Below are 24,761 nucleotides of genomic sequence, written 5' to 3'. Positions count from 1 at the left end.
TTTTCAATTATTTCTTGAAATCTCCGGCCCATGTCCCTTTACGGAACACAGGGTCAAACGTACCATCCTGTCTTTCTCCATCAATATCCAGTTCAGCAGAACCGATCATGAAATCCTCATGCACGAGACTGTCGTTGACGCCGTGCTTGTCGCGTTCCTCTTCACTCATCGAAGAACCATCTTTCACGTTTGTCGGATAAGCTTTACCAAGCGCAATATGGCAGGAAGCGTTCTCGTCGAAAAGGGTATTATAGAAAACGTGTCCCGACTGGGAAATCGGGGATTCGATCGGCACGAGTGCTACTTCCCCGAGGCGTTTCGCTCCTTCATCCGTTTCAAGCAGATACCTCAATGATTCCTCCCCGGATTCCGCCTGATAGTCGACGACTTTTCCTTCTTCGAAAGTAAGGGAGAAGTTTTCGATCAGATTCCCGTCATAGTTGAGCGGCATGGTACTTTGCACCTTGCCATTCACTCCATACTTGTGAGGCATCGTGAATACTTCTTCTGTAGGCATATTCGGGTTGAACGTCACACCATCCGTCGATTCAGCCGAACCGCCGGCCCAAATATGGTTATCTACAAGTTCAATCGTCAAATCCGTGCCCGGTGCTTTATAGTGAAGTTTCTTGAATTGTTTTTCATTGAGAAGTTCCCGGGCCTGGCGCAACCTTTCATTGTGCTCATCCCAAGCTTTGAGCGGGTCTTCCCTGTCGATACGGGTAATGTGGAAAATCTGTTCCCACAGTTTGTCCTGAGCCAATTCCACCGGATCTCCCGGGAACAATTTCTTCGCCCAGTCCGGATGAGGGAAGGCGACGATCGTCCAGGTGATCTTGTCTTCCATAATGTAATCCCGATACGTCGTAAGCGCTTCGGCGCTCGCTTTGTTGGCTTTCGCCACACGCTCCGAATCCACATCTTTCAAGAGATCCGGGTCCGGGCCATATACGTTGACGACAGAATATCCATCCTTCGCCATTTCCTCGAGACCTTGAGCCCGCCAGCGTGGGAAGTTTTCCAAAACCTCGTCCGCAGCATGTTTCATCTTCATGTAAGTGAGGACATTGTCTCCCCACTGGACATACACGTCTTTCGCCCCACGACCATATGCTTTTGCTGTAAGTACGTGAACAAAATCGGAAGCTTCAATCGGGGCATTGATGATGACCCCCTGTCCTTCCTGTATGTTGATTCCTTTTTGCAGCGCTACGTCCGCATAGCGTTCCAGCTGTTCCTGAAATGTATTCATTATTTTCCTCCTAAGACATCCACTTCGGTGGTGTGTTTTTATCCCAGAAAATTTCACCTAACGGGTAATGAGTCTCATACCCGTCTTCTTTCACGTGATAGTGAAAGTTAAACCAATATCCTTCTCCGGGCCTCAAATCACGGCGCACGTGAAAACGTGCCAGCTCTTCTCCTGTATGGCTATGAATCAGATTGAAAATCCGCTCTCCGTATCCTGCAGAAGGATCTTCGGTGATTTCATACATAGGTACGTCCTTGTCTTCCACGAACGACTCGATGACCGCTTCCATTTCAGGGAAGATCTCTTCGATGACCTCTTCTTCCACTTTGGCGCCGATCCTCGGACCGAGCTTATTCATTGTCTGTTCTTTCGCCCTTTCCGTAAGATGCTCCAGCGTCACGGGTGGAAGGAACGGTTCATTCTCTTCCCTTACCGTTTCCATCTCTCCGGAAATCTGTTCCTTCTCCGAAGCTTCCGGGTTGATCTGTGTCGGAGGAACATAAAGACCGAGAGTCATAATCGCCACGAGAGAGACGAACAGTTTCCGCATCCATATTTTCATAGCTACCGCATCCTTTACATTCTTTTCTCATATGTTTTGTCCGTTCCGGTTAGCGCTTACATAAAAAAGCGCTTATAGCTTATAATAAGGGGTTCCGATCAGAGTGGTGCCACTTTTCTTAGGCTAGTTCCAACACCCGGAAACCGGGGCTATTTCGGGAAAACACTCCGAAATGAAGCACAGGCTTCTTATACCCTGAGTTTCCAAGCGGGGTGTTTCCACTTTTCTATACTATCAGAAATTTGGTTTTCGGGCATCTGTCAGGATTCCTCTATCTTTTGACCTATACCCCTCGGTTCCGTCTCTTCTGAAAACACCTCCACGCTTAGCATGGAGGTGTCGGGTCGCTTCTTATTCAGTGAGTACGAACGTTTCGATTTTAATGGTTACATCGACTTTTTTCATTCGTCCCTGCACGATGAAATCATTCGTTTCATGCCGGAAGAATTGTCGAGCCCCGTTGTACGTAGTGAACCATTTGTTTTCGATTATAGAGAATTCGCGCTTTTCTTTATCCGTGATTTCAATAGGGTGGTACGTATTACCGAGGGTCCCGTCCTCCCTCTCCATAATCCCGACACGATGTTTGTCATCCATCCATACCTGAGTCATAATCCTCAACGGAATCACTCCTTCTGCACCTGATTATCTAAAAGAGAATTCATATTTTTCGACACGCAAATTGTATAACAATTTGTGGATTGAAATAATTATCGCAACATTTCGACAAAATTTCAACACTTTACTGATAAAAAGCGCAAAAGGATTATTAGTGCTGTCTGTACATATCGCTGATGAATTTATACCGGTCGCTGCGATAGATGGATATGTTGCGTTCAAACGGGGAGCCTGTGCTCAAGTAACCGACACGCTCAATCTGAAGAATCGCATCCCCTTCCTGGATAGCAAGCGGTTCCGCTTCTTCCGTTCCGGCTATCCCCGCTTCGATCGTCTGTCTGGCCCTTCCGATCGACTGCTCTGTTTCTGTTTCGATATATTCATAGAAGGATAGTTCTTCGAGTCTCCGCGCATCAAGTTCCGGAAACAATCGTACGGGAATGAAGGTTTCTTCGATAGCCATCGGTTCATCATCAGCATAGCGGATCCGCTTCAGGTGATATACCTCTTCCTCATTCAGATCCAAAAGCTCTCTCGTCGTCTCATCGGGCATCCTTGTTTCGAAAGTGAGGAGTTCATTGTGGGAGGAGAGCCCTCGCCGTTTCATATCTTCACTGAAACTGGTCACTCCCTGTAGAGGCTGCTCGAATTTCTGTTCAGCTACGAATGTTCCACGCCCCTTCTCCCGGTAGAGAAGACGATTCCGCACCATATTCGAAACCGCTTGGCGTACCGTCATCCGACTTACGCCGTAAGTTTCGGATAATTCCCGTTCAGAGGGGATCGGCGCCCCGCGCATAAAAATTCCTTGATCTATTTTTCGTCTGATATCTTCTTCGATCTGGTAATACATCGGCATGGGGGATTCTTTATTCAGCAATGTCCTCTACACCCTTCCCGTAAGCTTCTTCGTCCACTATCAGTGTAACATTCTCGTGGTGATAAAGAGCAGAGGCCGGGAAGGATTCATCCATTTCTCCCTTAAGAAGACGTCGGATCGCCTCGTTTTTCCGCAATCCGGAAGCGAGCAGCAAGATTTTTCTGCTTTTCAAAATGGAACCGATTCCCATAGTGATCGCTTCTTTCGGTACGTCCTCCGGAGAAGGGAAAAATCTGGCGTTGGCCTTGCGGGTCGTTTCAGCCAATGTCTCTACGTGCGTCTCCCCCTCGAATGATGCCCCCGGTTCATTGAAACCGATATGACCGTTGCTGCCGATACCAAGCAGCTGAATATCCGGAGGTCCTTCCTTTTCAATAAGTCTTTCGTAAGCGATGCATTCCTCCTCAAGATCGGCTGCTTCTCCATTAGGAATATAGGTTCTCCCAAACGGCACCAAAGAAAAAAGATGTTTTTGCATAAAGGAATGATAACTGTGCTCATGATTTTTCGGAAGGCCGACATATTCATCCAGATTGAACGTCGTCACCCGGGAATAGTCCATCTTCCGCTCTCTATGACCCTGTGCAAGAAAACGGTACGTACCGAGTGGTGTGCCACCGGTAGCGAGTCCGAGCGTCAGTTGCGGGTTCTCCCTTACATTTTTTTCAATGAATAACGCAGCTTCCCGGCTCATTTCTTCGTAATCTTTCACAACCTTGATTTTCATTTTCTATTCCTTCCCTTCGTAAGCGACTACTCCCCGGCACCAAGTCGCTTGGACGTTGAAATCATCATCGACCAGCACGAAGTCGGCATCCTTACCCTTTTCGATGCTTCCTTTCCGGTCATCCACCCCGAGCTCACGCGCAGCATTCAAAGAAGTGATGGATAGAAGTTCCTGGTCGGTCAAAGCAAGATTCTGTTTCATAAGCCGGGCCGCTTTTGCCAAAGTGAGAATACTTCCAGCAAGCGTTCCATCTTCGAGTACGGCTTGCTGGTCCTTCACCGTAACGTCCTGGCCACCGAGGTCGTAGGTCCCTTCCGGCAGACACTTGGCACGCATTGCATCAGTGATGAGCAGCGTCCGTTTATCGGTCAGCTGACGGTATGCTACCTGCACAGCTTCTTTTTTCGAATGGACATAATCGACGATCATCTCCACCATGAGACGTGAATCCGTAAAAGCCGCACCTGTAACACCCGGGTCTCTGTGATGAAACCCGCTCATCTGATTGTACAGATGGGTCACGTGACGCACGCCTTCCTCTACAGCCTTTTCCGCCTGCTCAAACGTTGCACTGGTGTGCCCCATCGAAGCGATGATGCCGTGACTGTTCAAATGGTGGATCAATTCATCTGCGCCTTCCTCCTCAGGTGCGAGCGTGACGAGACGTATCTTATCGCGACTCTTGTTCCGGAAAGATTCGAAGCGGCTGATGGAAGGCTCCCTGATGTAATCGAGTGGTTGCGCTCCCGCTTTTTTTCTGGAAATGAAGGGGCCCTCCAGATGGATCCCCAGTAATTCAGCACCTGTGGCACCTCTCTGATCGAATGTGCCAACGTTGCTCACTGCATTTTCAATAGCTTCAGAGGACTGGGTCATCGTGGTCGCAAGAAAAGAAGTCGTCCCTTCTTCAGGAAGGATGTCCGCTATCCCCTGGAGTGCTTCCGGCGTCGCATCCATCACGTCGTGGCCGTTCGCTCCGTGGATGTGTACGTCTATAAAGCCCGGAAAAAGCGTAAGTCCATGACCGTCTATGATCGTGCCCCCCTGATGAAAAGGGGCATCTGCCACATCTATTATTTTCCCTTCATCGAAAAGAATACTCCCCCGTTCGATGGTGCGGTCTTCCTGAACAATCCGGACGTTCTGATACTCGATGCTCATCCCCATTCCTCCTTTATTTATTTTTCATCTGTTTCTTCATCGCTTCAGCCAGAAATTCAACGCTGGTGCCTACCACCACGTGCAGGTTGCTTGTGCCGATGTTGATGACACCTTTGGAGCCTTCTCGTTTCAGTCTTTTTCCATCCACTTTTTCCCGGTCTTCCATCGTCAGTCTAAGTCTTGTCGTACAATAATCCAGGGTATGGATATTATCCTCTCCGCCTAGAGCTTCAATGTAAGCAGACGCTTTTTCATCGTAGTCCGAGGTCCCTGCGTACGATGTTCCCTCTTCTTCTTCGTCATCATCCTCACGCCCAGGTGTTTTCAGGTCCAGTTTTGTAATCAACAGGTAGAAGATAACGAAATAGAGAGTCGCCATCACCAGACCGAGCACCAGAAGCATGAGCGGATTCTCGGCAATATTGAAGTTCAGCAGATAATCGATCAGTCCCGCCGAGAAGCCGAAACCATGACGCACATCAAGCATATATGCTAATACCATCGACATCCCGGTAAGCGCTGCGTGTACGACGTACAGTACCGGAGCCAGGAACATGAAAGAAAATTCGATCGGTTCCGTCACTCCTGTAAGGAAGGAAGTGAGAGCGATACTTCCTAGCATCCCGCCGACGGCAGCTTTTTTCTCTTTCTTTGCAGCCGCATACATCGCGAGGCACGCAGCCGGTAAACCGAACATCATGATCGGGAAGAATCCGGCAAGGAAATAACCGGCGTCCGGGTCTCCCTGAAGGAAGCGGTTGATTTCTCCGTTTACGGTTTCTCCGGCAGCTGTCGTAAAGCTTCCGAAATCGAACCATATAAGGGTATTCATCACATGGTGCAGTCCGACCGGAATCAAGAGGCGGTTCAGAAATCCATAAGCACCGACTCCGAGTTCTCCGGAAGAGAGAATCCACTGTGCAGTTGCATCAAGCGCATATTGAGGATATACCCACAGATAGCCCATGACGAAAGAAAGTACGACCATGGCAGCGGAAGTAATGATCGGTACGAATCGTTTCCCTCCGAAGAAAGATAAATACTCCGGAAGTTTGATATCATAAAACCGGTTATAAAGCATACCGGCAGAGATACCGGCGATGATTCCGGCGAATACTCCCATCTGTATGTCTTCGTTGATGGCCTCCACCCCGGCTTGTAAGACGAGGACACCTATGGCCCCTGATAAAGCGGCGCCGCCGCCTCCGTCTTTGGCGAAGCCCATCGCAATTCCTATACCGAAAATGAGTGGCAGGTTTTCCAGAATACTTGCCCCCGCTGCTTCAATAAATGCGATATCAAGCATATCATCCATACCGAGGCGCAGAAGAAGCGCAGCAGCAGGAAGGGTCGCAATCGGAAACATGAGTGATTTTCCGATCCGTTGCAAAAATGCTAACACAATAAAAACTCCTTTCTTTTTTGAAAACGCTTTATATGGATTGTACCATCAAGGTATATAGTTGTCTATACCAATTTTCAAAATTGATAAAAGGTCATTCAAAAGTACTGAGGCTTATTTTTATCCCGGGTTCATTGTCCCTTTCTGCGCCTGAACACCTTATAAAAAAAGTTATGAGGCGCTCGCGATGTTTCGTTCCCCCGAGCACCTCATAACTTCTGGGATTACCGTGCTCGTCGGAGGCCAAGTCTTCTGAACCCCTCAAAACGACCACAAACAAAAAAGACCGACCCCGGAAGGTCAGTCTTTCCTCTGTTTATACACTTCTATCGCACGTTCGCGCATCCGTTTATGATCCACCATCGGTTCAGGGTAGTCTTCGCCGATGATACAGCCCGCTTTCTTCTGTTCTTCCCCGGGCATCTTATGCGGCTCATGGATGTATGTCTTCGGCACGTCCGCCAGGGCCGGAATCCATGCTTTAATGTACTCCCCATGCGGGTCGAATCGCTCCGACTGCCGGACGGGATTGAAGACCCGGAAATAAGGGACGGCGTCCGTACCTGTCGAAGCGGCCCACTGCCACCCCCCGATATTCGAAGCCGCTTCGTAATCGGCGAGTTTCTGATGGAAGTACCGCTCCCCTTTTCTCCAGTCGATCAGCAGATCTTTCGTCAGGAACGAAGCGACCGCCATCCTGGCCCGGTTGTGCATCCATCCGGTTTCATTCAGCTGTTTCATTGCGGCATCGATGAACGGAAAGCCCGTCTCACCACGCTTCCACCTTTCAAAAATCTCTTCATCTTCATTCCACGGGATCCCCCGGAATTTCTCCGTCAGTTCCTGGTCTCCAGCTTCCGGATGATTGTAGTAAACCATATGATAAAAATCGCGGAAAGCAAGCTCACGGATAAAGCTTTCCACTCCGTCCTGCCGTTTCCGTCCGTCCGTATCCTGCATGACTCTGTGATAGACGGTGCGCGGAGAAATCGCTCCCGTCCGTAAATACCGGCTCATCAGACTCGTCCCGTCCTTTGATGGAATATCCCGGTCTTCATCATAATAGTAGACAGGTTCATCGAGAAAAGCGGCGAGTCTCTGCAGTGCCGCCTCTTCCCCGACTTCCTGCCAGTCGCGGAGCGGTTTTTTGGTCAGCTGGTTGTACTTTTCGCCTCCCGAAGAAAATTCCTCTGTCCGATCGGTGAGATGACGGGAAAGCTTATCCCGGTCCACCTGCTGCATACCGGGCTTCGGAAGCTTCTGCCACTGTTTGAAATACGGAGAGAAGACCTGGTAAAGACCTCCATCTTTCTTCGTCACTTCTTCCGCTCCGTGCAGAGGGTGGTCTATGTACGTATGAACGCGGATCCCTTTGTCCTCAAGCAAAGCGAGGACACGCTCATCACGTTTTTTACCGAATCCGGTTTCCGCCTTGTTGAAATAAATATCACCGGCATCCGTCACAACTTCAAACAGCGAATGGAACGCTTCCTCTTCTTCCCCGTAAATGAAGTGAAGCGGACCGGATGTTTCGTTGAAAACCTTCACCGTCTGAAAAAAATAATCCTGCTGCAGATCAAAATCGCGGACCAGCTCCGGGTGGATGTGGAAAAGAAGAAGCAACTCATCCTCCTCGCGAAGATGATTCACTGCTTCTTTCAGGGCAATATTATCCCCGAGACGCAAATCGTTACGGATCCATACGATGGAAGTAGTCATCCTTACACCTGCTTCATCAGGTTCGCCATTTCAACAGCAGCAACAGCGGCTTCTGCGCCTTTGTTACCGGCCTTTGTCCCGGCACGCTCAATCGCCTGTTCAATCGTATCAGTGGTTATCACTCCGAAAATGACCGGCAGGCTGTTCTTCACAGATGCCTGGGACACGCCTTTAGCCGCTTCTCCGCAAACGTAATCGAAATGGGGGGTCGAACCGCGTATGACTGCACCAAGAGTGACGACCGCATCGTACTTGCCGGAAGCCGCCATACGATCCGCAGCCAGTGGTATTTCGAAAGCCCCCGGGACCCACGCTGCATCGATATTCGCTTCATCGACGCCGTGCTGTTTCAAAGCGCCCACCGCTCCTTCATAAAGTCGTTCCGTAATGAATTCATTGAATCGCCCGGTCACGATTCCGATTTTAAGATCTGTTCCTACGAGGTTGCCTTCAAGTCTATTTACCATAAGTTTTTAAGCTCTCCTTTATAAGTGAAATAAGTGACCCATTTTGGATCGTTTCGTTTCCATGTAACGCGCGTTCTCTTCCCGGGACGGCATTTCAATCGCCACCCGGTCCGTAACTTCCAGCCCATATCCGCCAAGGCCGGAGATTTTTTTCGGGTTGTTCGTCAACAGCTTCAGTTTCGTAATGCCGAGGTCCTTCAAAATCTGAGCACCTACGCCGTAATCACGCAGATCCGGCGCGAACCCTAGTTTTTCATTGGCTTCGACGGTATCATAGCCTTCTTCCTGAAGTTTATAGGCGTAAAGCTTATTCATCAGACCGATGCCCCGGCCTTCCTGTCGCATATACACCAATACCCCGCTGCCGTTTTCGTCAATCTGACGGAGGGCATTGTGGAGCTGAGGACCACAGTCACAGCGCCACGACCCGAACACATCCCCTGTGAGACATTCCGAATGGACGCGAACCAGTGTCGGTTCATCCGGGTCGATATCACCTTTCACCAGAGCGATATGGTCCTTATAGTCGATGTCGTTCGTGAAGCCGATTGCCCGGAAATCTCCGTATTCCGTCGGAAGATTGATTTCCACTTCGCGCTTCACATGGGCTTCATGATTGTAACGGTACTGAATCAAATCGGCGATCGTGATCATCGGAATATCGAATTCCTCCGACATTTTCTTAAGATCCGGCACACGGGCCATCGTACCGTCATCTTTGATGATTTCACAGATGACCCCGGCCGGTTTCGCCCCCGCAAGCTCGGCAAGGTCGATGGATGCTTCCGTATGACCGGCCCGGCGCAGTACGCCACCTTTTTTTCCGATAAGCGGAAAGATGTGCCCCGGACGGTTGAAATCAGAAGCCGTCGCTTTTTCATTCAGCATTTCACGGATCGTGAGCGCCCGTTCATCTGCAGATATCCCTGTCGTCGTATCCCGGTGGTCGATACTCACAGTGAACGCTGTTTTGTTCGGATCCGTGTTCTCTCCGACCATCGGCATCAATTCAAGGTTCTCCGCCACTTCATCCGTGACCGGCGCACAGACAAGTCCACGTCCGTGTGTAATCATGAAATTGATCATTTCCGTCGTCGCATATTCGGCGACCCCCACTAGATCCCCTTCATTTTCCCTATCCTCATCGTCACAGACGATCACCATTTCTCCTTTTTTCAACCGTTCAATCGCTCGTTCTATCGAATCGAACATAATATCCCCCCTAATTCTTTGGCTCTGTTATCGTTTGTTGTTGATATTCGTCTCTTCAGGTGGAAGCTTGCCGCGGGCATGGTGGAAACTTCCCGAAGCTCCCTCTGGTCGTTCCGGGTGATTTTCATTCCATGCTCATTCCGCAGGCGTCTCCACCTTCCGTTCCTATCATCAACAATAGGCTTTAACAGAGCTAATTCTTTAGACGTACCCGTTCTCTTTCAGAAAACTGGCACTGATTCCTTCCTCAGTCTCCCGGTTCTTCATGAAATGGGCGATATACTTCCCGATCATGTCACATTCGATATTCACATCGTCCCCAGCTTCCTTATTTCCAAGCACGGTATGCTCCATCGTATGAGGAATGAGGGAGATGAGGACGGTATTCCCTTTCACCCCGAACACGGTAAGACTCGTACCGTCGACTGCAATCGAACCTTTGTGAATAAAATACTGCGTCAGCTCCTCCGGGAGTTCAATCTCGTAATAGACCGCATTCGCTTCCGGCGTTTTGCTCACGATTCGTCCGACACCGTCGATATGGCCGGAGACGATATGACCTCCAAAACGACCGCCCGCAGCCAGTGCCCTTTCCAGATTCACTCTGCTTCCTTCTGTAAGGTCCTTGAAGTTCGTAGCACGGAACGTTTCCGGCATGACGTCAAAAGAAGCGGTATTCTCTGTGAACGTCGTCACCGTGAGACAAACGCCATTGATGGAGATACTGTCCCCTTCCTGAACGTCGCTTAAAATGACCGAAGCTTCGATCGTCACATCCATCGTTTCTTCTTTCTTTTCTATCGACTTGATCGTTCCTATTTCCTCAATGATCCCTGTAAACATCTCACTCGCCTTCTTTCCTTGAAACGATTTTGATATCTTCCCCTACGTTGCTTTGATGCACGACAGCAAAGGTCATCGCATCATGCAGATGTTCAATCCCGGTGCCGGAGACCGGGGTAAGTGCTTTCCTTCCTCCGATCAGTTTCGGAGCTATATACGTGATCACTTCATCAACGTTTCTCGAACGGACAAAGCTGTCTGCCACCGTACCTCCTCCTTCAACGAGAAGAGAGGCTATATTTCTTTCCGCGATTGTCAAAAGCAGTGTGTCGATGTCCACTGTTTCCTTTTCCTGTCGTAAAATCTCCACGTGTGGAGGTACCTCGAAATCATGGAGTTGTTTATCCGTAACGGTACTTCCTACTATAATCCACACTGGTGAAGTGTCATCATGAAGAAGTTTAGCTTCATTCGGCATACGCAGGTGATTGTCAAGGACGATACGTACCGGATGACTCCCACCTTCTTCGAGACGCGCCGTCAGCATCGGATCATCCGTCAAGACAGTGTTGATACCGACGAGAATCGCTCCCGAACGGTGGCGATACCAGTGACCGTCTTTCCTCGCATATTCTCCTGTGATCCACTGGCTTTCGCCGGTGGATGTAGCTATTTTTCCGTCCAGACTCATCGCCGATTTCAAACGGACGTACGGCTTCTTTTTCGAAATGAAATGGAAAAAAGACCGGTTGATGGCGTCGGCTTCTTCTCTGCACACGTCGGTCACCACTTCGACCCCGGCCTCCCTCATTCTTTTCGTTCCTTTACCGGCGACTTTCGGGTTCGGATCAAACGAGGCGATCACTGCACGTTTGATACCTGCTTCCGCAATCGCATCCGCACAAGGAGGCGTTCGGCCATGGTGACTGCACGGCTCTAAGGTCACGTAGATTTCCGCACCTTCGCTATGACTACCCGCCATGTTCAGCGCATGCACTTCCGCATGAGGCTCTCCCGCTTTTACATGGAGTCCGGTTCCGACTATCTGATTATTTTTCACTACTACAGCGGCTACGGCCGGGTTCGGTTCCGTCTGACCCATCGTTTTCTGTGCCATTTCCACTGCCAGTTCCATATAATACTGATCTCTGTTCATCATTGTTCCTCCACGTCTGTCTTTATACAAATATAAAAGCCCTGAAGAACAGTTGTCCTTCAGGGCATAAAGATACTTAAAAAAAGGTACACGTGTACCAGGATTAAATCATCTTTCTCCCATCCAGACTTTAACTGTCGGCTTTGGAATTTCACCAAATCAGGGGGAATACGCACTTCCCCGTCGCGGGCTGAGGACTCATGTCCAATACCGCCGGCTAGGAATTTCACCTGACCCCGAAAGATACTATATTGAATTACCTATTACTATATAGGAAAGCACCAGAATCTGCAATCCTTTTGCTTTCCCTTCTGCTTTCAAGGAAAACGGTTGCAATATCCCGCTGTTTTCTGTATGCTAATCGTAGCTTGCGAAAACGATTGCATAAATGATTTCATAATAAATGATTCAATTACTTTGGGATGGAAAGAAAACGGGAGCATAGAATGCAGGGAGGATTGATGGTTATGGAACGTACATGGTGGAAAGAAGCCGTGGGATATCAGGTATATCCTCGCAGCTTTCAGGATTCGAACGGAGACGGCATCGGAGATCTCGAGGGAATGATCAGCCGACTCGATTATTTGAAAGAACTCGGGATCGATTTCATCTGGATCTGCCCGATGTACAAATCCCCACTTGATGACAACGGCTACGATATTTCGGATTACAAAGATATTCTGGAAGACTTCGGTACTATGGCTGACTTCGACAGGTTGCTCGATGAAGTCCACAGACGTGACATGAAACTGATCATCGACCTCGTACTCAATCATACGAGTGACGAACACCCCTGGTTTCTGGAATCGAAATCCTCGAGAGATAACCCGAAACGGGACTGGTATATATGGCGTGACGGAAAAAACGGCGGAGAACCGAACAATTGGGAAAGTATTTTCGACGGCCCCGCCTGGAAATATGATGAAACGACCGGACAATACTATCTTCATATCTTCTCCGAACGTCAACCTGATCTGAATTGGGAAAATGAAGAGGTACGCCGGGAGCTATACGATACCGTCAACTGGTGGCTCGACAAAGGAATCGACGGTTTCCGAATCGATGCTATAAGCCATATCAAGAAACGCCCGGATCTTCCGGATATGCCGAACCCGGAAAATGAACGGTACGTAGCAAGTTTCGATATGCACATGAACCAGGAAGGTATCCACGATTTCCTCCAGGAGTTCAAGGATGAAACGTACGGGAAATATGAGGCGCTCTCTGTCGGAGAAGCGAATGGTGTCAGCGCGGATGAGGCTCATCTCTGGGTGGGAGAAGAAGGTAAGATGGACATGATCTTTCAATTTGAACATCTCGATCTATGGGACCAGGGAGCCGAACAGAAGCTTGATGTACCCGCGCTGAAACAGGCACTTACCAAATGGCAAAAAGGGCTCGAAGGCTACGGTTGGAATGCACTGTTCATTGAAAACCACGACAAAGCACGAGCTGTTTCGACATGGGGCAATGATCGGCACTACTGGAAAGAAAGTGCCACTTCCCTGGCCACTATGTACTTTTTGATGCAAGGGACTCCCTTCATTTATCAAGGTCAGGAAATCGGAATGACGAACATAGAACTGCCTTCGATCGAGGACTATGATGATGTCGCTGCCAAAAACTTTTATGACGTGAAAAAAGAAGAAGGATGGTCCGAAAGGGAGATTTTAGAGAATCTGTGGATGACTTCCCGCGACAACAGCCGCACACCTATGCAATGGAACGGCGATACAAAAGCGGGTTTCACAACCGGAGAGCCCTGGATGAAAATCAACCAGAATCATAAAAAAATCAACGTAGCCGAACAGTGGAACGATGAAACCTCTATACTGAGTTATTACCGTCAACTGATCCGTCTCAAGAAAAAGTATGATTTGTTTACGTACGGCGAATACAATCTGCTGGATGAAAGCAACCCTTCCATCTATGCCTATACGAGAACGCTGGATGATGATCAGGCCATAGTTGTAGCCAACCTGACGGATAAAACGGCGACCTTGCATACGGACTCCCTTGTCAGTACCAAAGAAGCTGTCCTTCATAATTACAGCGACATACTCGCCCTGCACACCTTACGCCCGTATGAAGCCCGCGTTTATATAAAGAAAGTGGAAACTTCCGCTTAGAAGCACTGGACCAAGCAGAAAGTGAAGTCTTTTTGTGCGACATTCATGTCAGATTTTCATGACTGAATGTCGCATTTCTTTTATTACTACGACGTTCAACCACGCCAGGAACGTCTGAACAGACTGCAAATACTTTTTGTGCTCCCTTCAAGTTCACAACACTACTGTGAACGTTCCAGAAAAGAAGCATCACGCCCCGGAATAGATATCCCCTGGCGTGATGCTTTTATTTTCCAATTGCAAGGTCAGGCTCTAATGTGAGCGTTACGTTACCTTCAATAGCACGCGAAATCATGCATACCGCTTCCGCCCTATTCGTGAGCTGCTGAAGCTTGTCAAAATCGTCATCCGTTGCCGTATTCTCCAACACGACTCTGGGACGATGGATAATCTGCTGATACGTAAAGACACCGTTCGATACATCGACAACGCCCTCTGAATCCATATCCATTTCTTTCACGTCGAGTTCCGCCCGCTCCATCATCGCTGCCAACGTAATGATATAACAGGTAGCAGCTGCACCGAGAAGCATTTCATCCGGATTCGTTCCAATGTCCGGTCCGTCCATTTCTTTTGGAATTGAAATCTCCGTGTGCAGTTTGTCTGCCTGAATCGAACCGACGGAATTACGTCCGCCCGGCCATTCGGCTTTCAGATAAAAATGTTGTAATGCCATTAAGCTTCCTCCTCCCGGTCTTCCTGAAATCTGATCACTTTCCGATTAAGACTTTGAATCATATGTTCCACCTGCTCCAGCTCTTCCTGATCGACTGGTGTCTCTACCGATTGGACGACATCATTCAACATGGAAACACGGTTTTTGATATAAGAAAACTGTTCTTCTTTTCCCTGAAGGGCTTGTCCCATCTGTGTCCACTCCTTTTACGCTGTGCTTTTTTCTTTTTTGCCGGATAAAAACCATCCGGCTACAGCAATACCTATGAGCACGGTATAAAACGAAACTTTCCAGATCGTCGAATGAGCGAAATGCTCATCAAGTATCTGGATATTAGGATGTGCAAGTGTTGATACCACTAATTTTACACCAACCCAGCCTACAATCACAAAGGCTGCGATTTCCAGGCCCGGACGCTCATGGAGTATATTCACAAATATATTCGCCGCAAAACGCATGATGATGATACCGATCATACCACCTGCAAGGATTACAGCGAACTGCCCTCCGTCCAGACTGCCAACCGTCGGCAAATCCGTAGCAGGAAGGGTGACGGCCAAAGCTACCGCTGCAAGAATAGAGTCGACGGCGAATGCCAGGTCAGCGAATTCGACTTTAACGACCGTAACCCAGAAACCCTTTCCTTTCGAGTGTTCATCATACGTAATTTCTTCTTCCATTTCATCATCCTGCCCGCGCGATTTCCATTTATCGTACAAATGTTTACCGGCAATGAATAGAAGGTAAGCCGCACCCAGCGCCTGGACCTGCCATACATCCACGAGAAAAGCGATAACGAACAGAGAAGCGAAACGAAGCGCAAAAGCTCCGACAAGTCCGTAAAAAAGAGCTTTCTTACGTTTCTTCGGCGGCAGGTGTTTCACCATGATCGCCAAAACCAGTGCATTATCAGCAGCCAGTATGCCTTCAAGTCCTATGAGTACAATCAGCACCCATCCATATTCGATCAATAATTGTGCTTCCATTTAATACAGGTCCCCTTTTCCCTACAGTTCCTGCACGGTCAGAGCCCACAAAAAAGAGACCTCTGCCCTGACAGGCAAAGGTCTCGCAAACAACGGTCGTTGCCAATAAAGCCGGAGATTTCTCTCGTGATGACGACTTTATTGAACAGCTACTTCCCTTCTATTGTTTATCATAGCACCTTTTTCTATTTAGTCAATGCAGTAAAACGATATACGGAATACCGTGGATGAAAATAAAGTTTCACATAAACATTTCTTTCCGTGACGATTTCCAGTAAAATATAGACACAGTTCCTTTAAAAAAGCAGAAAACAGTTAAATGATAAAGATTTCACCAGGAAACCCTGCTTGCCAGGATTTTCATTTCTAACTGAGATTTTTGGAGCCAGTCTCCAAATAAACGGACACATTACACATATTCATGAAAAGGCGGGGTACGTATGATAAACAAGAAATGGTTTCAACTGATTGTGGCTGCTATTGCCATCTCTCTGTTGATCTTTTTATTACATGAAATCCAGTTTTTCTTCCAGCCGATCCTGACGTACATAAGCGCCATCGCAATTCCACTTGTCGGAGGAGGCGTCCTCTATTATATTTGCAGACCAGTGGTCGAATGGCTTGTGCGTAACAAAGTACCGAAAGTCCCTGCGATTCTTCTCGTATTTATCGGTTTCATTGCTCTCGGTTATTTCATCGTTCAGTTCATTGCTCCGATTGCCCAGCAACAGTACACGAGATTGATAAATAATATACCCGAGATGGCAAGAATGATCGAAGAGTGGGTCAACTACTGGCAGCAAAATCAGAAGATCATCCCTGATAACGTCACCAGTGCCATCCAAAACTTTACGGACAACCTGCAATCTTATGTACAGAATGCGTCCAGCGCTGTAATCAATGTACTTACAAATATTGTCGCTTTTCTTTTCTCTCTTGTGCTCGTGCCTTTCTTTCTTTTCTTCATGCTGAAAGATGGAGAGAGGCTTCTTCCTTTCCTCACTGGGTACATGAAGGAAAAAAGCGTGAAATTCGCGGATAGTTTCGAACGGTGGGCACGCTCTGTAGACCATACATTGTACACTTTCATCCTTGGTCAACTTACAGTAAGTGTGGCAGTAGGAGTGCTTTTGCTCATTGGCTACCTGGCTATCGGTCTTCAATATTCATTGACCCTGTCCCTGTTTGCGATGCTGATGAACGTCATCCCTTTTATCGGACCTTTTCTTGCCGTCATCCCTGCCCTGTTCGTCGCGTTGTTCCAGGATCCGATCATGGTTCTCTGGGTGGCTATCATTACAATCATCGCTCAACAGATCGAAGGGAATCTGATTTCTCCTAATATCATGGGGAAAGCCTTGCACATTCACCCACTTACTATCATTACAGTCATACTCGCGGCAGGAAGCCTTGCCGGATTGCTCGGATTATTATTCGCCATCCCTGCCTATGCCGTAATCAAAGCTACCATCAAACATTTCTATGAAGAATGGAAGAAAGATAATGTGGAAAAGCACGTTTAGAAGTTCTGATATAAGCGGACGGTCCTGGCTTTGGGTGTTCTTTCCCGAAACAGGGCTGGCCGCTTATATTATGGACTTCTGGGCTTTGCAGCTGGAATAGATAAAGTGGAAGCCTTAATCCAGAAGTTCTTAAGATTTTCCAAACTTACTAAAAGTAACGCTCTGTTAAAGCCTGTTGTTGATTTTAGGAACGAAGGGTGGGGACGCCTGCGGCAAGGCATGAACGGAAAATCACCGGAAATGACCGGAGGGAGATTCCGGAAGCCCGCGGCAAGCTTCCACCCGTAGAACGAAAATCAACGAGGAACGATAACAGAGCTAAAAGTAAAAAAGTCGTTCTCCGTGGAGAACGACTTTTTGTATGATGCATTATTCTTCAGAACCGGAATCCCCCTCAGAGGAACCATCTTCAGAGCTTTCTCCAGTATCTTCTCCGGAGATATCACTGATTTCCTGCTCCAGTTTATCAAGGATCGCTCCGTCTACTGTAGAAACTTCATTTCTATAGAAATCACGGACACCCATAGCTTCACTTCTGAACGCTTCACGCTGTTCTTCTGTAAGCTCAATGATTTCTGTCGCATTTTCTTCATCTTCTTTAATGGTCTGTAACCATTCTTCGTTTTGAGACTTCTGCTCTTCAAATACCCATTCCTGCATTTCCTGTACTGTTTCATCGATCGTGGACTGCGTTTCTTCATCCAGACCTTCATACCAGTCAGAGTTCACTGTAGTCATCGCTACATAGTTGTTATGGTTAGAGATCGTCATGTAATCCTGAACTTCGTGGAAGGACGCATCTCCGATAAAGAAGATCGGGTTCTCCTGACCTTCTACCGTACCACGGTCCAAAGCGGTGTACAGCTCACCCCAACTCATAGACTGCGGGTCGGCACCATAGGCTTTATAAGATTCAAGAATCAGAGGAGACGTCTGCGTACGCATTTTCAGACCTTCAAAATCAGCAGGTTCTTCAATCGGCGTATTGGACGTCCACTGCATCGCACCTTCTGTCCAGAAAGATAGCGGAGAAATACCGTGTTCTTCATATTTCTCACGAAGATCGGTGTTCAGTGCTTCACTGTTATTCAAGACTTCCTGAGTCTTTGCTACGTCATCCGGGAAAAGGAAATGAAGGGCGAATAGCTGACCTTCTTTAACCATATTCCCTGTGAAACCGGGAGACATAACTGCCATTTCGACAGCTCCTGTTTCCAACTGTTCCACCTGGTCCGTTTCGTTACCAAGACCACCGAACTCATACGGTTCAATCGTAATTCTTCCGTCCGTCTTTTCATTAATACGGTCGGCGAACTCCTGTGCATATTCGAACTGCACCTGACCATCGACTTCCTCGGTTACCATTCTCCATGTTTCAGAGCTTCCGCCGGCTGAATCCCCGCCGTCTCCGGAACCGCCTTCGTCACCGCCGCCTCCGCAGGCAGCAAGAAATCCTGATAGTGACAATGCCATTACACCAGTTAGTAAACTTTTTTTGTTAAAAATGGTGAAAACCTCCCTAATTTTTTTAAGATATACCTTCACATGCTTATAGAAGCATGAGTGACAACTCTTCAAAATAAATCAATAATATTGCGATCGCCACCATCATGACAATGTACGGGGGCGTACCCTTGATGACTTCCAGATACGGTTTATTGAAGACCGCACTGGCGGTGAATATGTCCACTCCAAACGGTGGCGTAGCAGAACCAAGAGCTGCCTGGAACGTTATAACCACACCGAGGTGGACCGGGTCGATTCCTGCATTCATCGCTGCAGGGTAGAAAATTGGTGTCAGTACGAGAATTACTACAATCGGGTCTACAAACATACACCCGACAAAGAAAAACACAGACACCATAACCAGAACGAATATTGCGGTAGGATCAGGCCCCAGCACTGCATTTGTAATCGTCTGAGGAATTCTCGCGAAAGAGATGACCCATGTGAAAGCCTGCCCTCCGGCTACAAGAACAAACACGGCAGAAGTTACGATACCGGTCGATCTCGCAATACTCGGCAATTGCTTAATATGAATGGCTCTAAAAATAAGTACTTCCAAAATGAACGCATATAATACGGATACACCAGCTGCTTCCGTAGGACTGAACAAACCGGTGTAAATACCTCCGATTACGATGACCGGAAATCCGATTGGAAGGATAGCTCTTTTCGTATAATTCCAGCGTTCTTTCCACGTTGCTTTGTTCGCAAGCGGTATGTCTTTTACAATTGCGTAGATGACACTGTAAATGGTGAAAGCCAAAAACACGATAACACCAGGGATGATACCTGCAATAAACAGGTCGCCTACTGAGGTACCGGATACCAGGCCATACATGATCATCCCGATACTAGGCGGTATCAAAAGGGCTACGTCACTGGAGTTGATGATCAGTGCCATCGCCGTAGGGTCTTTATACCCTATTTTCAACAACCGTTCACGCATCGGAGTACCAATCGCGACAACTGTAGCCTGTGTAGATCCGGAAATCGCTCCGAACAGCGTACAGGCAGCTGCGGTGGTGACTGCATACCCTCCGCGCACATGACCGATAAAGGCTCCGATGAAATCGAGTAGCCTGTTCGATGTTTTACCAGTCGTCATAATATCTGCTGCGAATATGAAAAGCGGCACAGCCAGCAGGACATAGGCTTCTATTCCTGTGGAGAACTGCTGCATCATAATCATCGGATCTAAATTCGGAAAATAGATAAAAAGGACAATTAACGGTGCAACCATCAGAGGAACTAACATCGGGAAGTTCAGCAATAACAGGATGACCATAATTGTTAACATTGTCGCCAGCATATTGTTATCCTTTCTTCTTTGGAATAATTGCTACAGATGCCCTGTTTTTTCAACTTCCTTATTCTCCAAGTCATTGTAATCCTTGGCATCCGTTCCCAGGTAAACATTATCCTTGTCTCGGATGTTAATCCACATGTTTCGTATGAATTGGATCCCACCGAGGAAAAAGCCGATCGGAATGAACATGTAAAGGATATACATAGGCATTTGCAGGGCTGAAGTGACACGTCCCGAATCCTTGATATCGAGAACATATAAAGTGGAGTAATATGCTAACACAAATAGAATGATAGCAGTTAAAAATGGAATGAATATGGCCAAAACCTTCCTTACCTTGAACGGAGCCATATCATAAAAAGCGGACATGCTGATATGTCTCCCTTTTCGAGCGGCATAGCTGATACCCATGAAAGTGGCAATGGTAACGGATATCTGACTGACCTCATCCGCAAAAGGCAACGTATAACCGAGCAGTGTCCGGGTGATCGGCTTACTGATTACCATGAGTGCAATCAAAATGATTGCGTAACTCAGGATGAATTCTTCCAGTTTTAAGATTCCTTTGTCTAAAGCTCGAAGCAATTTCAAGTTATGCTATACCTCCTCATTTTGTACGCAGGTAAATCGGACATACTCCATTGTACATAAGGCTTAAGAATCCCACAAACCTGCTTAGTCAGTAAATACCGGACTCTCATTCCTCTATCCCAGTATTTCCTTTATTATATAAGAAATATCACAAACATAATAGAGGGAATAGTAACTTTTCCTGTACTTTTTTCATAATTCAAAATATTTAGTTTTAAAAAAGAAGAAGGATGTGCCAAAAGTCACCTTTTTGCATCCTTCTTCCGTTTTTTATATAATACATTATAACACAAAATGAGCCGAGGGGGTAATCACATATGTTTAAACATGAAATCGAAGAACGGATCGCTGAACTCAAATCCGACTATATCCAGGTGCAGGGAGACTTGGACAAACTCGAAGCAAATGGGGGGAACGTCGATCGTGCTGAAGCGCACCTCAGTCGTATCGAGAATGAACTATCCGATCTGAAAAAGGAATTACGCTATAAATAAAGCAGTAGGGGCCCCTACTGCTTATTTTTTCGCTTCGTTTCGAGTTTTTCCTGGATTTTTTCGAACTCTTTACTCGGAGGCGTCAGAGATACTACTATATCCCCTTTCTCAGGAGCCAACTGGCTGTATTCTGTGAAAAAGTAAATCATACCTGTCGCCTTCTTCTTAACGAACAGCTTAATCGCCTGTTCATCAAGGTTATCGATATAATCTCTATATTTATACTTTTCAGTGAGAGTCGTTTTTCTCAGAACATAACCATTTTCAACCATATCATTCAAGGGATCCCATGTAATATCTTTCCTGAAAAGAATACGCCCACCAATCGTATGGTCGAGCCCTTCAATATTATCTCCCCGTTGATCACTAAGGTTCAACTGGAATGTATTGTTCCTTCCGAATTCCGGCACGAATGTCGTACATACAAGAGCGTTATAAGAATCAAGCTCGGTTGCTGCGACCATATACTCGTAAGGAGTCATATCCAGAGAGTAATCCGTCTGCTCACTGAGCACTTCCCCGTGGAATGTTTTCACACCTTCCGATCGCGGTTTCGTGAGTTTCCTCCAGGAAGAATCTACTACAACCACTGGTACATCCAAACTTTTAAGTGTTGCTGCCAATTTCGTTGTGAACGGGTTCCCGCCTACAATCATCACACCCGGTGGCCCTTCCTGGGAGAGGTTGAGCTTCTTGGATAACCATCCCATAGAAAATCCGTGAGCCACAACTGTGGTGAACACCAGAGCAAAAGTAAGCGAGATAAGAATATTCGCATCTTCAAACCCTTCTTCGGCCAGCACTTCGGCGAAATAACTCGCAACAGTAAGAGCGACGATGCCTCGCGGAGCGATCCAGCCCACCAGAAGTTTCTCGGATCTATTGAGATCCGTCCCTAACGTAGAGATGAATATGGAAAGAGGACGTACAACAAACAGCATGATCAATACGAAAGCGATGATTCCGGGCTGGAAAATTTCCACCAGTGCTTCTCTGGTCATAGAAGCTGTGAGCATGACGAAAATTGCGGAAATCAACAAGAGGGACATATTCTCTTTAAAGTGCCTCATATCATCTATGGAAGAAATACGCATATTCGCAAGCGTCATCCCCATAGCTGTAACAGATAAAAGCCCCGTTTCATGCGTTATTTCATCTGCAGCAGTGAAGCAGACGATGACAGCGGCAAATACGAACGGGGATTTCAGAAATTCCGGTACGTATCCGTTCTCGAACATGTACCCGACCCCTTTACCAAGACCATAGCCGATGACAACTGCAAACGCTGCTGCAAGGAAGAATGTGATCAAAGCCGAAGGATCCACCGGACTCCCCATAAGAAAAACGATGATTTCAAACGTGAATACGGCCAACAGGGCTCCGATAGGATCGACGATGATCCCTTCCCACTTCAATATCTTCGCAGGCCTCGGCTTCAATTTCGCCTGGCGGAGCAAGGGCAGGATCACTGTCGGACCTGTGACGATAAACAGACCTCCTATGACGAAAGCCACAGCTATACTGAGTCCGGCTATATAATGAGCAGCCAAAGACCCGAGGATCCAGGCCAGGAAGGCACCGAGGGTCACGATTCGAAACACCGGTTTCCCGAGACCTCTCACTTCTTTAACGTCGAGGTTCAGACTTCCCTCAAAAAGGATGACCGCTACCGCCAGACTGATGACAGGGGAATATAAATCTCCGAAACTTTCCGCAGGATTCATCAGACCGAACAAAGGGCCAGCCATCAGGCCGACAATCGACATCACGACGATAGCCGGGAGCCGGAACCGCCACGCGACCCACTGGGAACCAACACCAAGCAGACCGATGAGTGTAATTTGTAAAAGCAAAGAATCGATGAGCATATAAGTAATCTCCTTGTTCAGAGAGGGTGCTTTCTCCATAAGTATAGCCTTATTCTATATGCTACCATCGCCTGTGTAAACTAAATAGACAAGGAATAAAATCCAGTCTGCTACAAGGTTCCCCGAACGGTTTCACCTGGTTTACGAACCTTTTTGTTCAGGAGGGGGTATACCTGATTTTCAAATGAACGTTCTCTTCCAAACCAGGTCCGCTTGCCCTCAGTAAAAAAGAATTGACATAGTTTTTCGACATTGATAGTATGTACGACGGTTTGATTTTATTTTCGAAAAATTATCATTATTCATCACCACAGAATGTTCCATGCAAGGCCCGATTGCCCCGGAACATCTTTATACATTGGAGGCGCATCCTTATGAGGAATTCAAACATCGTTGCTGTCGGTTTTATGTTGTTCGCCATGTTTTTCGGAGCAGGGAATCTCATTTACCCCGCCTCTCTCGGACTGGAGGCCGGAGGTAATTACCTTCCGGCCATTCTCGGTTTCATCATTACAGGGGTCGGCCTCCCTATAATAGCTGTCACCGCCGTCTCTTTATCAAAAGGAGGAGTGATGGAGCTATCCGGAAGGGTTCACCCCACCTTCGCAATAGCATTCATTTCTCTCATCTATTTAGCGGTCGGTCCATTTTTCGGTATTCCAAGAGCAGCTAATGTCGCTTATGAAATGGGAACCGCTCCATGGACAGGAGGTATAAATTCGACAACGCTTCTCATTTTTTCTGTCGTCTTTTTCCTTGTGGTCTTCTTTATAAGTCGTAATCCAAAAAAACTTGTCGATATTGTCGGTCAGTGGCTAACGCCGCTTCTTTTCGTATCCATAGCAGCTCTGGTCGGAGGGAGTCTGTTTCTTCCTTCTCAAGAGATCGGAGCTCCGAACGAAAAGTACAGCGGAACCCCTTTTTTCAGTGGTTTCATTGAAGGGTATCTGACCATGGACGCGATTGCAGGACTCGCTTTTGGAATCATTGTCATTTCTTCTCTGAAGCAGCGTGGTACAGAAAGTCAAAAAGAAGTTACGAAACAGACAATGAAAGCCGGTGCTGTAACTGCTTCAGGTCTCGGTCTCGCCTATGCGGCTATCGGGTGGATCGGTGTGAAAATGGCCCCCCTCGGTGAGTACGCAAGCGGAAGTATGCTTCTCGCTCAAGCTGCAGAAACAATGTTCGGAGCCACTGGCACCATCATCCTCGGGGTGGTCGTCACGCTGGCCTGCTTTACGACATGCGTCGGTCTGACTGTTGCATGTGGACAGTATTTTTCTAAACGTGTCCCTGGAATCACTTATTTTCAGGTAATCACCTTTATCACTATTCTGAGTTTCGGAGTGACAAACCTTGGACTGAATCAGATTGTAACGTATTCCGTACCGGTTCTGACGTTCCTGTATCCAATCGCGATTGTACTGGTTTTCCTTGCTTTTATCGGAGGATCCTTCCGTCATGCCAGTTATGTGTACAGGGGAGCAGTGGCGTTCACCGCTATCGTGAGTCTTTATGATGGTCTTCAGGCTCTTGATATCAGCATCGCTCCTCTTACGTATATCGTGGAAGCTATGCCATTCATGTCAGTAGGTCTTGCCTGGACCGTTCCTGCTCTGACAGGAGGTCTCCTCGGAGGACTGCTTCAGTTTTTCAAACCTGCTCCGTCACGCAGGGAAAAATACGCCTTATCGCGTAATAGATAAAATCAAAAAAAGTTCCAGGCCCTATGCGCCTGGAACT

The 24,761-nt window shown here is 47.5% G+C and carries 23 protein-coding genes and 1 riboswitch; of the genes, 4 read left to right on the top strand and 19 right to left on the bottom strand.

Features of this window, described 5'->3' with window-relative positions; genetic code table 11:
* Positions 1 to 7 precede the first annotated feature (7 nt).
* From BW944_RS04610 to ribD, 12 genes are all read right to left on the bottom strand, one after another.
* Positions 8 to 1,252 carry an aminopeptidase gene (locus tag BW944_RS04610; protein WP_076557203.1) on the bottom strand — a complete coding sequence of 415 codons (1,245 nt, stop codon included), beginning with the start codon at positions 1,250 to 1,252 and terminating at the stop codon, positions 8 to 10.
* Positions 1,253 to 1,262: 10 nt separating this feature from the next.
* Positions 1,263 to 1,814 carry a YpjP family protein gene (locus BW944_RS04605; protein ID WP_076557201.1) on the bottom strand — a complete coding sequence of 184 codons (552 nt, stop codon included), beginning with the start codon at positions 1,812 to 1,814 and terminating at the stop codon, positions 1,263 to 1,265.
* A 351-nt stretch (positions 1,815 to 2,165) separates the two neighbouring features.
* Complete coding sequence (locus BW944_RS04600; RefSeq protein WP_234983119.1) at positions 2,166 to 2,426, bottom strand: hypothetical protein; 261 nt, start codon at positions 2,424 to 2,426, stop codon at positions 2,166 to 2,168.
* Between the two features lie 157 nt (positions 2,427 to 2,583).
* Positions 2,584 to 3,312: a GntR family transcriptional regulator gene (locus BW944_RS04595; RefSeq protein WP_076557196.1), complete on the bottom strand. Its 729-nt coding sequence runs from the start codon at positions 3,310 to 3,312 to the stop codon at positions 2,584 to 2,586.
* Positions 3,302 to 4,039: a glucosamine-6-phosphate deaminase gene (gene nagB, locus BW944_RS04590; RefSeq protein WP_076557193.1), complete on the bottom strand. Its 738-nt coding sequence runs from the start codon at positions 4,037 to 4,039 to the stop codon at positions 3,302 to 3,304. The genes BW944_RS04595 and nagB overlap by 11 nt, the downstream gene beginning before the upstream one ends.
* 3 nt (positions 4,040 to 4,042) lie before the next feature.
* Positions 4,043 to 5,200 carry an N-acetylglucosamine-6-phosphate deacetylase gene (nagA, locus tag BW944_RS04585; protein ID WP_084193621.1) on the bottom strand — a complete coding sequence of 386 codons (1,158 nt, stop codon included), beginning with the start codon at positions 5,198 to 5,200 and terminating at the stop codon, positions 4,043 to 4,045.
* A gap of 13 nt (positions 5,201 to 5,213) precedes the next feature.
* On the bottom strand, positions 5,214 to 6,602 hold the full coding sequence (nagE, locus tag BW944_RS04580) for an N-acetylglucosamine-specific PTS transporter subunit IIBC (RefSeq protein ID WP_076557189.1): 1,389 nt from the start codon (positions 6,600 to 6,602) through the stop codon (positions 5,214 to 5,216).
* A 300-nt stretch (positions 6,603 to 6,902) separates the two neighbouring features.
* The gene (locus tag BW944_RS04575) at positions 6,903 to 8,321 is read right to left on the bottom strand and encodes a cryptochrome/photolyase family protein (RefSeq protein WP_076557186.1); all 1,419 of its coding nucleotides are present in this window, start codon (positions 8,319 to 8,321) and stop codon (positions 6,903 to 6,905) included.
* Positions 8,322 to 8,323: 2 nt separating this feature from the next.
* On the bottom strand, positions 8,324 to 8,788 hold the full coding sequence (gene ribH / locus BW944_RS04570) for a 6,7-dimethyl-8-ribityllumazine synthase (RefSeq protein ID WP_076557183.1): 465 nt from the start codon (positions 8,786 to 8,788) through the stop codon (positions 8,324 to 8,326).
* A gap of 18 nt (positions 8,789 to 8,806) precedes the next feature.
* Positions 8,807 to 10,000 carry a bifunctional 3,4-dihydroxy-2-butanone-4-phosphate synthase/GTP cyclohydrolase II gene (locus tag BW944_RS04565; RefSeq protein ID WP_076557181.1) on the bottom strand — a complete coding sequence of 398 codons (1,194 nt, stop codon included), beginning with the start codon at positions 9,998 to 10,000 and terminating at the stop codon, positions 8,807 to 8,809.
* 201 nt (positions 10,001 to 10,201) lie between these two features.
* Complete coding sequence (gene ribE, locus BW944_RS04560; RefSeq protein WP_076557179.1) at positions 10,202 to 10,843, bottom strand: riboflavin synthase; 642 nt, start codon at positions 10,841 to 10,843, stop codon at positions 10,202 to 10,204.
* Between the two features lies 1 nt (position 10,844).
* On the bottom strand, positions 10,845 to 11,939 hold the full coding sequence (gene ribD, locus BW944_RS04555) for a bifunctional diaminohydroxyphosphoribosylaminopyrimidine deaminase/5-amino-6-(5-phosphoribosylamino)uracil reductase RibD (RefSeq protein WP_076557177.1): 1,095 nt from the start codon (positions 11,937 to 11,939) through the stop codon (positions 10,845 to 10,847).
* A gap of 107 nt (positions 11,940 to 12,046) precedes the next feature.
* Positions 12,047 to 12,187, bottom strand: a riboswitch (FMN riboswitch).
* Between the two features lie 219 nt (positions 12,188 to 12,406).
* Here ribD and BW944_RS04550 point away from each other — a divergent pair.
* Complete coding sequence (locus BW944_RS04550) at positions 12,407 to 14,068, top strand: glycoside hydrolase family 13 protein (RefSeq protein ID WP_076557175.1); 1,662 nt, start codon at positions 12,407 to 12,409, stop codon at positions 14,066 to 14,068.
* A 226-nt stretch (positions 14,069 to 14,294) separates the two neighbouring features.
* On the opposite strand, the gene BW944_RS04545 is transcribed toward BW944_RS04550, so the two are convergent.
* From BW944_RS04545 to BW944_RS04535, 3 genes are read right to left on the bottom strand one after another with little or no spacing between them, the layout of a single operon-like run.
* The gene (locus tag BW944_RS04545) at positions 14,295 to 14,744 is read right to left on the bottom strand and encodes an OsmC family protein (RefSeq protein WP_076557173.1); all 450 of its coding nucleotides are present in this window, start codon (positions 14,742 to 14,744) and stop codon (positions 14,295 to 14,297) included.
* Positions 14,744 to 14,935 carry an SE1561 family protein gene (locus BW944_RS04540; RefSeq protein WP_076557170.1) on the bottom strand — a complete coding sequence of 64 codons (192 nt, stop codon included), beginning with the start codon at positions 14,933 to 14,935 and terminating at the stop codon, positions 14,744 to 14,746. The genes BW944_RS04545 and BW944_RS04540 overlap by 1 nt, the downstream gene beginning before the upstream one ends.
* A gap of 15 nt (positions 14,936 to 14,950) precedes the next feature.
* Positions 14,951 to 15,730 (bottom strand): TerC family protein, encoded by a 780-nt coding sequence (locus BW944_RS04535; protein ID WP_076557168.1) that lies wholly within the window; start codon positions 15,728 to 15,730, stop codon positions 14,951 to 14,953.
* Positions 15,731 to 16,170: 440 nt separating this feature from the next.
* On the opposite strand from BW944_RS04535, the gene BW944_RS04530 reads away from it, so the two are divergent.
* On the top strand, positions 16,171 to 17,253 hold the full coding sequence (locus BW944_RS04530) for an AI-2E family transporter (protein WP_076557166.1): 1,083 nt from the start codon (positions 16,171 to 16,173) through the stop codon (positions 17,251 to 17,253).
* Positions 17,254 to 17,622: 369 nt separating this feature from the next.
* Here the strand turns inward: BW944_RS04530 and BW944_RS04525 are convergent, their stop codons facing one another.
* The 3 genes from BW944_RS04525 to BW944_RS04515 form a co-directional block, all read right to left on the bottom strand.
* Positions 17,623 to 18,726 carry a DctP family TRAP transporter solute-binding subunit gene (locus BW944_RS04525; RefSeq protein WP_076557164.1) on the bottom strand — a complete coding sequence of 368 codons (1,104 nt, stop codon included), beginning with the start codon at positions 18,724 to 18,726 and terminating at the stop codon, positions 17,623 to 17,625.
* A 76-nt stretch (positions 18,727 to 18,802) separates the two neighbouring features.
* Positions 18,803 to 20,068 carry a TRAP transporter large permease gene (locus tag BW944_RS04520; RefSeq protein ID WP_076557162.1) on the bottom strand — a complete coding sequence of 422 codons (1,266 nt, stop codon included), beginning with the start codon at positions 20,066 to 20,068 and terminating at the stop codon, positions 18,803 to 18,805.
* A gap of 30 nt (positions 20,069 to 20,098) precedes the next feature.
* On the bottom strand, positions 20,099 to 20,656 hold the full coding sequence (locus BW944_RS04515) for a TRAP transporter small permease (protein ID WP_076557160.1): 558 nt from the start codon (positions 20,654 to 20,656) through the stop codon (positions 20,099 to 20,101).
* A gap of 317 nt (positions 20,657 to 20,973) precedes the next feature.
* On the opposite strand from BW944_RS04515, the gene BW944_RS15125 reads away from it, so the two are divergent.
* Positions 20,974 to 21,150 carry an SE1832 family protein gene (locus BW944_RS15125; protein WP_200806493.1) on the top strand — a complete coding sequence of 59 codons (177 nt, stop codon included), beginning with the start codon at positions 20,974 to 20,976 and terminating at the stop codon, positions 21,148 to 21,150.
* 14 nt (positions 21,151 to 21,164) lie between these two features.
* On the opposite strand, the gene BW944_RS04510 is transcribed toward BW944_RS15125, so the two are convergent.
* Complete coding sequence (locus BW944_RS04510) at positions 21,165 to 23,018, bottom strand: cation:proton antiporter (RefSeq protein ID WP_076557158.1); 1,854 nt, start codon at positions 23,016 to 23,018, stop codon at positions 21,165 to 21,167.
* A gap of 374 nt (positions 23,019 to 23,392) precedes the next feature.
* Here BW944_RS04510 and brnQ point away from each other — a divergent pair, with 374 nt between their 5' ends.
* Positions 23,393 to 24,724: a branched-chain amino acid transport system II carrier protein gene (brnQ, locus tag BW944_RS04505; RefSeq protein ID WP_076557156.1), complete on the top strand. Its 1,332-nt coding sequence runs from the start codon at positions 23,393 to 23,395 to the stop codon at positions 24,722 to 24,724.
* Positions 24,725 to 24,761 lie beyond the last annotated feature (37 nt).

The organism is Salimicrobium flavidum (assembly GCF_900156645.1).
In the GTDB taxonomy this organism is placed as follows: domain Bacteria; phylum Bacillota; class Bacilli; order Bacillales; family Halobacillaceae; genus Salimicrobium; species Salimicrobium flavidum.
Note: the sequence above shows the minus strand (reverse complement) of the source record. Positions and strands in the feature narration are given on the sequence as shown.

What these genes read in the sequence shown, in the direction of transcription:
- BW944_RS04535 (WP_076557168.1), bottom strand. Translation starts at nt 15,730, where the DNA reads ATGGAAGCACAATTATTGATCGAATATGGATGGGTGCTGATTGTACTC.
- BW944_RS04565 (WP_076557181.1), bottom strand. Translation starts at nt 10,000, where the DNA reads ATGTTCGATTCGATAGAACGAGCGATTGAACGGTTGAAAAAAGGAGAA.
- BW944_RS04575 (WP_076557186.1), bottom strand. Translation starts at nt 8,321, where the DNA reads ATGACTACTTCCATCGTATGGATCCGTAACGATTTGCGTCTCGGGGAT.
- BW944_RS04550 (WP_076557175.1), top strand. Translation starts at nt 12,407, where the DNA reads ATGGAACGTACATGGTGGAAAGAAGCCGTGGGATATCAGGTATATCCT.
- brnQ (WP_076557156.1), top strand. Translation starts at nt 23,393, where the DNA reads ATGAGGAATTCAAACATCGTTGCTGTCGGTTTTATGTTGTTCGCCATG.
- BW944_RS04530 (WP_076557166.1), top strand. Translation starts at nt 16,171, where the DNA reads ATGATAAACAAGAAATGGTTTCAACTGATTGTGGCTGCTATTGCCATC.
- ribH (WP_076557183.1), bottom strand. Translation starts at nt 8,788, where the DNA reads ATGGTAAATAGACTTGAAGGCAACCTCGTAGGAACAGATCTTAAAATC.
- BW944_RS04520 (WP_076557162.1), bottom strand. Translation starts at nt 20,068, where the DNA reads ATGCTGGCGACAATGTTAACAATTATGGTCATCCTGTTATTGCTGAAC.
- BW944_RS04510 (WP_076557158.1), bottom strand. Translation starts at nt 23,018, where the DNA reads ATGCTCATCGATTCTTTGCTTTTACAAATTACACTCATCGGTCTGCTT.
- BW944_RS04605 (WP_076557201.1), bottom strand. Translation starts at nt 1,814, where the DNA reads ATGAAAATATGGATGCGGAAACTGTTCGTCTCTCTCGTGGCGATTATG.
- BW944_RS15125 (WP_200806493.1), top strand. Translation starts at nt 20,974, where the DNA reads ATGTTTAAACATGAAATCGAAGAACGGATCGCTGAACTCAAATCCGAC.
- nagB (WP_076557193.1), bottom strand. Translation starts at nt 4,039, where the DNA reads ATGAAAATCAAGGTTGTGAAAGATTACGAAGAAATGAGCCGGGAAGCT.
- BW944_RS04525 (WP_076557164.1), bottom strand. Translation starts at nt 18,726, where the DNA reads ATGGCATTGTCACTATCAGGATTTCTTGCTGCCTGCGGAGGCGGCGGT.
- BW944_RS04600 (WP_234983119.1), bottom strand. Translation starts at nt 2,426, where the DNA reads ATGACTCAGGTATGGATGGATGACAAACATCGTGTCGGGATTATGGAG.
- BW944_RS04540 (WP_076557170.1), bottom strand. Translation starts at nt 14,935, where the DNA reads ATGGGACAAGCCCTTCAGGGAAAAGAAGAACAGTTTTCTTATATCAAA.
- BW944_RS04545 (WP_076557173.1), bottom strand. Translation starts at nt 14,744, where the DNA reads ATGGCATTACAACATTTTTATCTGAAAGCCGAATGGCCGGGCGGACGT.
- nagA (WP_084193621.1), bottom strand. Translation starts at nt 5,200, where the DNA reads ATGAGCATCGAGTATCAGAACGTCCGGATTGTTCAGGAAGACCGCACC.
- ribE (WP_076557179.1), bottom strand. Translation starts at nt 10,843, where the DNA reads ATGTTTACAGGGATCATTGAGGAAATAGGAACGATCAAGTCGATAGAA.
- ribD (WP_076557177.1), bottom strand. Translation starts at nt 11,939, where the DNA reads ATGAACAGAGATCAGTATTATATGGAACTGGCAGTGGAAATGGCACAG.
- BW944_RS04610 (WP_076557203.1), bottom strand. Translation starts at nt 1,252, where the DNA reads ATGAATACATTTCAGGAACAGCTGGAACGCTATGCGGACGTAGCGCTG.